This window comes from Paenimyroides ummariense (genome assembly GCF_900115115.1).
GTDB lineage: Bacteria > Bacteroidota > Bacteroidia > Flavobacteriales > Flavobacteriaceae > Flavobacterium > Flavobacterium ummariense.
In genome coordinates this window covers 1-7,408 of record NZ_FOVI01000052.1, presented here as the reverse complement: position 1 = coordinate 7,408, position 7,408 = coordinate 1, and the positions used below count along the sequence as shown (strand labels likewise).

Genomic DNA, 7,408 nt, shown 5'->3' with positions numbered 1-7,408 from the left:
TTCCAGGTAACCGACGGCATGTTCATAGGTTACAGCTACGACAGCGATGTAAAAGCACTTAGAAACTACAACAACGGCTCGCACGAGATCTTTGTCCGCTTTGAATTGTTTAACAAATACCGCCGCGTGAACTCGCCGCGTTTCTTCTAAAAGCAAAGGATATGAAAAAAGGGATATACACATTAGCCTTGTTCACCGCCTTTTTAATGGGGAACACGGATGCACAGGCACAGGCAGGCTTAAAGAAAGCCGATAAAGAACACGACCAGTGGGCATATATAGATGCGATTAACATCTACGAAAAAGTAGCCAAACGCGGTTACGTAAGCAAAGACCTGTTAGAGAAGTTAGGCGATGCCTACTACTTTAACGCACGCTATAGCGAAGCCGAAAAGCACTACGAACGCTTATTTACCGAATACGCAAGCGAAGCACCTGCAAGCGAGTATTACTACCGCTATGCACAAACCTTGCAGCACGTGGGCAAAGATACCGAAGCCAAAAGCTATTACGAGCAGTTTGTAAGCAAAGCAGGCAGCAACACGCAGGTTGCACAGATACGCAAGAACGAAGCCGAACTTAAAAAACAGATTCAGGCAAATTCAGGACGATACGATCAGGTAAACAACCTGGAAACCAACACGCAGTTTGCCGATTACGGCAGCTATGTGCACAACAACCAATTGTACTTTACCAGCGCCCGCGACACGGGCAGCTTAAGCAAACGCGAACACACCTGGACAGGCGATGCCTTTACCAGCCTGTACAGCGTAGCAAGCACAGCTACCAAAGACGACAAAGTAACACGTTTGAAAGGCAAGGTAAAATCGCCATTAAACGAATCAACCGCGGTTATTACCAAAGACGGTAATACGATGTATTTTACCAGAAACAATTACATCAATAACGAGCGTAAGTACGATTCAAACAAAAACACGAACCTTAAAATCTACCGCGCAGAAAACGTTAACGGCAAGTGGGAAAACGTAACCGAATTGTCGTTCAATATGGATGGCTACAATACGGCACACCCAACCTTAAGCCAGGACGAAGCAACGATGTATTTTTCAAGCGACCGTCCGGGCGGATTCGGAGGATCGGATCTATGGCAGGTAGCAATCCATCCATCAGGTGCCTTTGGCGGTCCGGTGAACATGGGATCGGCAATCAACACCGAAATGCGCGATACCTTTCCGTTTGTAACCGAAAACGGTGAATTGTATTTTTCAAGCGATGGTCGAGTAGGTTTAGGGGGATTAGATGTTTATGCAACCAAGTTAGACAGAAACAGCAATCCGGGTGAGATCCACAACGTAGGCGCACCAATTAACAGCAATGCAGACGATTTTGCGTATTATATCGACCCAAACACCAAACAAGGATTCTTTTCAAGCAACCGCGACGGAGGTAAAGGAAACGACGATATCTACAGCTTTTATGAAACCAAACCGTTGCAATTGGAATGTATCCAAAAATTACTGTTAACGGTAGTAGATTCTAAAACAAGAAACATCATACCCGATGCAAATGTGACTTTGTACGACAGACTGTACACCGAATTGGAAACCAGCAACCGTTATGAAAACAACACATACACTTTCAACAACGAATTCAAATGTGGAGAAGGCTACCGCTTGAAAGTAGAAAAGAACGAGTACACCACCAAAGAAGATTTTGTGCAGATGAATAAAGAAAGCGGTGTAACCGAGCATACCATTGTATTGGAGCGCAAGAAAACGGAAGTGAAGAAAGGCGACGACTTGTTTAAAGTATTAAAACTGAACCCAATTTACTTTGATCTGGACAAATACAACATCCGTCCTGATGCAGCAGCAGAGCTGGCAAAAGTATTGGCGGTGTTGGAAGAATACCCGACAATGAAGATCGATATCCGTTCGCATACCGACAGTCGAGCATCACACAAATACAACGACAAGTTATCAGAGGGCCGTGCGAAATCGACAAGAGAATGGTTGATCTCCCAAGGCATCGAAGCATCACGCTTAACGGCGAAAGGTTACGGAGAACGCCAGTTAATCAACGAATGTGCAGATGGCGTTAAGTGTAGCGAAGAAGCACACCAGGCAAACCGCAGATCCGAGTTTATTATTTTGGAGATGTAAGGAACCACAAAAGCTTATATATTTTAAAAGCGCTACCGAAGGGTAGCGTTTTTTTTGGTTGTAGATTAATTTTGATTTCCTTGCATATTTTAGTATCTTAAACAAAAAAATGTTTTTCACTGGATCACGACTTTTTTACGACCGCTATCATTTAAATACGCCCAAAGGAAATTTTAACCTGAAGCTCACAGCCGAACAATTGATATATCAGTTTTCGGCTGATATAATAAAGGTATTTCCCGTATTTAACCATATACCCTATAAGTTTAAACTAAATTTTAGCAAACGTGTATTAAACTTTTTAAACCAGTACGAATTTGTAATCAAAGAAAACGCGCAGTTAACCAATGCGCACAAAGTTGCAGTCGCGGCAAGTTATGTAAAACTTACATTGGGCTATAAGAGCTACTTAATAAACACCTTTGATAAAATTATTGTATATCCCACCGCGCAATACTTTCCGCACTTGGATCAAACCCATACCGGACATTTTAATCCAAAAATGAATGCGGTTATGCTGGCATTAGATGAATTTGAACACGATATTTATTACAGCAATGATGGTAAAGATGTAGCGTTGCATGAGTTTACCCATGCATTGTGTTTTGAAATGTTGCAGACCTATGCAAAGCACCCTGATGCCGACCGTTTTAAAAAAGGTTTTCGTTTAATTAATGAATGGATAGAAGTACCACATAATTTGGCAAAAATTACAGAAACGTGTTTTATACGTCCGTATGCATTTACCAACCCCTTAGAGCTGGTTTCGGTACTAATTGAATTGTTTTTTGAAAAAGAAACTGTTTTTAAACAGCAGTTCCCCGATTTGTTTGTATATGTGGGCGGAATGATTAAACATCCAAAGGTTAAATAGCTTAAAACAGTTCACGCTATTATAGATTAAACTACTGAAATAAGCAATAATTTGTGTTAATATCAATTTTATTTTTGATTATTTAAATATTTAATTACATTTATATAAGTTTTGTTTACTTATTAAAATTACATTTAAAAATTAATTAAGTTGAGATATTAATTAGTTAAGGCATCTTTAATTAATTTGGCAGGTGTCTGCTATTTTTTAGAAAGTTTGCTAACCGCAAATTAAATTCTCACTTTTACATCCGTTTTATAAGCGGATGTTTTTGTATAAAGTTGTATAAAGTTGACTTAATTATAAGGATGAAAGTCTTCTTATAACTTTAAATTGAAATTATCTGACAGATTTGTTATTTATAGAGTTTTATTGAATCAATAGTTCTTTTAACCACATCACTCTATTACTTTTGTACCCCATTATTGCAAGTCTACTTAACAGACTTTGAAAACTTTAGGGCTTAATTACAAGAAATAAAAGCGCCATTGGTAATATCGCAATGGTTCATGGTTTATCTCCTTTTTTATGAGCTCCTAAACAAAGCAAATTAGGACTTTTCAGCAAAGTGGTTTGTCTTATGTCGCACTAATTTTGTTTTATCAACTAATAAAAATTAAAAAAGATGGAACAAAACAATTATCAGGGTAAATTACAACATCCGGTTAATTCGGGTTTTAATTCAAAATCAACAACAGCAGAAGTAATCAAGGGAATTAATCTGTCGGGAAAAACAGCAATTGTTACCGGAGGAAATACGGGAATTGGTTTAGAAACGGTAAAAACCTTATCCAAAGCAGGTGCAAAGGTGTTAGTTGCGGCTCGAGACATTGAAAAAGCAAAAAGAAATCTTGCGGCAATTGCGAATGTAGAATTAGAGGAACTTGATTTGGGCAATCCTGATTCAATAGATGCTTTTGCCGCAAAATTTCTGACTTCAGGAAGCCCGCTTCATTTGCTTATCAACAATGCAGGTATTATGTGGGTTCCGCTGCGTAGAGATGATAGAGGATTTGAATCGCAATTGGCAGTTAACTATTTAGCACATTTTCAGCTAACTGCAAGATTGTGGCCTGCTTTGAAAAAAGCAAACGGTGCAAGGGTTGTAAATGTTTCTTCAGGCGGTCACCAATTTTCAGATTTTAATTTTGACGATCCTAATTTTTTTAATCGTGAATATGAAACATTGCTTGGCTATGGACAATCTAAAACTGCTGTAAATCTTTTTTCGCTTGAGTTAGATAATCGTGCAAAACAGCACAATGTTAGAAGCTATGCTTTATGCCCCGGAGCTGTTGGAGAAACGGAATTGTCAAGAGAAGCACCGTTAGACCTGTTTCAAAAATTAGGATATGTAGATTCCAAAGGAAATTTATTGCCAGAAGTGAAGGCTTCTTTAAAAACCATTCCTCAAGGTGCGGCAACATCGGTTTGGTGTGCCACAAGTCCTTTGTTAAATAATTTGGGAGGTGTTTATTGCGAAAATGCAGACGTAGCACTTTTTAGTCAGGACGATAAACTGATAGGTGGTGTAAAAGGGTATTCTTTAGATAGGGATAATGCACAGCGTTTGTGGGAATTAAGTGAAGAAATGACGGGCATTACATTTAAACTAAACTGATATTTGTATATTTGTAATACATGGAATATCAGGTCAACTATATCAACCCCGAGCTTAAACTTTCTTGTTACGAAGGAAAGCTGTTCAGAACGGAAGCGGCATTTCAAGATCATTTACTGGTCTGGTTGATTTCAGGTGAAACCAAAATCATTCAGGCCGATGAAAGTTTTGTTTTCGGCGCGGGCACAACTTTTCTGATTCCGAGAAACCAATTGGCAACCATTGTTAATTATCCTAAAGACGGGTTGCCGCATAAAGCGGTTGCAATGCATCTTTCAACAAAAAGGTTGAAAGAATTTTATGAAAATCAACCGGTAAGATCAGAAATTAAAACAGAGAAGATCATCCGTTTTCATAGACATCCCTTATTGGAAAGCTGTCTTAATTCGCTGATTCCCTACTTCGAAATTCAAAATGATTTTCCAGAAAATATAGCCTCTTTAAAAATTAACGAAGCAATCACTATTTTGCGAACCATTGAAACAAATATCGATGCTGTTTTGAATAATTTTGAAGAACCGGGAAAAATAGATCTGAAAACTTTTATGGAAAAAAACTTCATGTTCAATATGCCATTGCAAAAATTCGGATACCTTACGGGACGCAGCCTGACCACCTTTAAGCGTGATTTTCAAAAAACATTTCATACCACACCACAACGATGGCTGACCAAAAAACGTTTGGAACAGGCACATTATGAATTGGCTGAAAAGAATAAAAAACCTGTTGAATTTTATTATGAGATAGGCTTCGAAAACCTTTCGCATTTTTCATTTGCCTTTAAAAAACAGTATGGCTTTGCGCCAACCAAATTGCTAAATAATTATACAGAATAAAACTTAAGCCATTCCTTGGAACCCTGAAATATACAACCAGTTTAAAAACATCCGCTACCAACCGTTTTTTGATTTAATGGAATTTATTTCTCCTGAAAATCTTAAAACTGCAGTTGATATAGGCTGCGGAACGGGCGAGCAAACCCATATTCTTTCGCAAAAGTTTGATAAGGCAAATTTTATCGGTATTGATTCTTCTGCTGAAATGCTTGCCAAAAGCAAAGTCTTTCAAACCGAAAAGCTGGAATTCCAGTTAGCTTCCGTAGAAGAATTCATTCATTCTGATAAAAAATTTGATCTCATTTTTAGCAATGCAGCACTTCAATGGGCAGACCATCATGAGGAATTATTTCCGAAGTTAATTTCACATCTCACCAATAATGGTCAGTTTGCCGTGCAAATGCCCATGCAGGCCGATAATGTTCTGAATAGGATTTTGCTGGAACTAGCTCAGGAAAAACCCTACAGCGATTTCCTGAAAGGGTGAAAAAGAAAACCTGTTATGCTGAGTATCGATCAATATGCGCAAATTATGTTTAAAGCCGGTTTGAAAGACTTGCAGATTATTCAGAAGGTATATCCGATCATTGCGGATGATGCAGGAAAATTGTTTGATTTCATTTCGGGTTCAGCGCTTATTCCTTATATTGAAAGACTGTCGAACGAACATTCTGAAGTTTTCACTAATGAGTACAAAAAAAGAATTGAAAAATCATTCGGGAAATTTCCGGCAATTTATGCTTTCAAACGTTTGCTGCTCTACGGAAAAATGTAATATAGTAGGCAATGTAGCTCTGTTCAACATCAAAAACTACCATATTAGGTTTGTTCTCGCTTGACCAATGTAAATACCTACTTAAAAGCGGTCATGGTAGTTGAGCAGATGTTTAATATTGGTTTAGGCGATTTCATTTATGAACTGAAAGTCTGGCATAAGCTGTAGTATTTTAAGTGGTGAAGATGGATCTTTTAAACTGTTTATAGGTATCGTTTATTTTTGTAAATTACTTGTCGTAATTTTTATTGAAGTAGCAGATATACCTCTTATCAATAAATAAATCATGTATGAGGTTGAATTAAAGAATTTTTTATAGCGTAGATGTTCAAGTTTAAAGCACAATTGGAAATTATAGGAATCAACCCATTTGTTTATATACCCGATGAGGTGTTAGATGCTGTTTTTAAGGAGGCGGGACGAAATAAAGGCCCGATACCAATCAATGGAACTATAAATGAAAAGGCGTATACACAGACTTTGGTACGTTTTAAAGGTGCATGGCGATTGTATATAAACACAATTATGTTAAGTGATTCTCCAAGAAGAATAGGGGAATATTTAGATGTAACAATAAAATTTGATCCACTTGACCGTAGTGTGGAACCACATCCGGATTTTGCTTTAGCCCTTCAAAAAAATAAAACTGCTGAGAAAGTTTTTTTGCAAATTCCACCATTTCTAAGGAAGGAAATCATCCGGTATATTAATTCGCTTAAAACACCTGAAAAACGTGCTGAAAATATAGAAAAAGCCATTGGTTTTCTGCTTGGAAAAAATAAATTTATTGGCAGGGATAAGCTAAATGCTAAATAAATATCCGACGAGAAGAAAATAAAGAGCATAAACATCATAAAAAAGTATTCACGCAGATTGAAAATGCTTTTACAAGATGTACAAACTGATTATAAAAAGCAAGGCAGATTCATTTCCTTTTTAATTATCTTTAATAGTCCAATTTGATCAAATTGTTGCATTAATTGCAGCATTTGCAAGTTCTGTTGCCGAAACTTCTTCAACGCGGTGTAGAAAGCCGCCCGTTGTTTTACGTTTGGCGGCTCTATAAATACTTCTTTCTTTTTTCATTAATTTAAATTTCACGAAAAATAATGGTGGAGTTATGTCCTCCAAACCCGAAGGCATTGCTCATGGCTGTCTTTACTTTTTTGTGCATCGGCT

At 37.6% G+C, this 7,408-nt stretch carries 9 protein-coding genes; 8 read left to right on the top strand and 1 reads right to left on the bottom strand.

What is annotated here, in order from left to right; translation table 11 throughout:
• The 8 genes from BM253_RS17215 to BM253_RS16905 all read left to right on the top strand — a co-directional run.
• Window positions 1-150: type IX secretion system membrane protein PorP/SprF (locus tag BM253_RS17215; protein ID WP_143095706.1), on the top strand; the 150-nt coding region annotated here is incomplete at its 5' end.
• Window positions 151-161: 11 nt separating this feature from the next.
• Window positions 162-2,123 (top strand): OmpA family protein, encoded by a 1,962-nt coding sequence (locus BM253_RS16930; protein WP_091526663.1) that lies wholly within the window; start codon window positions 162-164, stop codon window positions 2,121-2,123.
• 109 nt (window positions 2,124-2,232) lie between these two features.
• On the top strand, window positions 2,233-2,997 hold the full coding sequence (locus tag BM253_RS16925) for a zinc-dependent peptidase (protein WP_091526661.1): 765 nt from the start codon (window positions 2,233-2,235) through the stop codon (window positions 2,995-2,997).
• Window positions 2,998-3,622: 625 nt separating this feature from the next.
• Window positions 3,623-4,618 carry an SDR family NAD(P)-dependent oxidoreductase gene (locus BM253_RS16920; protein WP_091526660.1) on the top strand — a complete coding sequence of 332 codons (996 nt, stop codon included), beginning with the start codon at window positions 3,623-3,625 and terminating at the stop codon, window positions 4,616-4,618.
• 20 nt (window positions 4,619-4,638) lie between these two features.
• Window positions 4,639-5,454, top strand: a complete 816-nt coding sequence (locus BM253_RS16915) for a helix-turn-helix domain-containing protein (RefSeq protein WP_091526658.1) — start codon at window positions 4,639-4,641, stop codon at window positions 5,452-5,454.
• A gap of 10 nt (window positions 5,455-5,464) precedes the next feature.
• The gene (locus tag BM253_RS17640) at window positions 5,465-5,941 is read left to right on the top strand and encodes a methyltransferase domain-containing protein (RefSeq protein ID WP_397334453.1); all 477 of its coding nucleotides are present in this window, start codon (window positions 5,465-5,467) and stop codon (window positions 5,939-5,941) included.
• Between the two features lie 15 nt (window positions 5,942-5,956).
• Window positions 5,957-6,229 carry a hypothetical protein gene (locus BM253_RS17635; RefSeq protein WP_317040978.1) on the top strand — a complete coding sequence of 91 codons (273 nt, stop codon included), beginning with the start codon at window positions 5,957-5,959 and terminating at the stop codon, window positions 6,227-6,229.
• Between the two features lie 345 nt (window positions 6,230-6,574).
• Entirely contained in the window at window positions 6,575-7,045 is a 471-nt protein-coding gene (locus tag BM253_RS16905; protein ID WP_245758529.1) for a YdeI/OmpD-associated family protein, read from the top strand.
• 147 nt (window positions 7,046-7,192) lie between these two features.
• Here the strand turns inward: BM253_RS16905 and BM253_RS17605 are convergent, their stop codons facing one another.
• A complete protein-coding gene (locus BM253_RS17605) occupies window positions 7,193-7,315 on the bottom strand; it encodes a hypothetical protein (protein ID WP_262487602.1) in 123 nt (40 codons plus the stop codon).
• Window positions 7,316-7,408 lie beyond the last annotated feature (93 nt).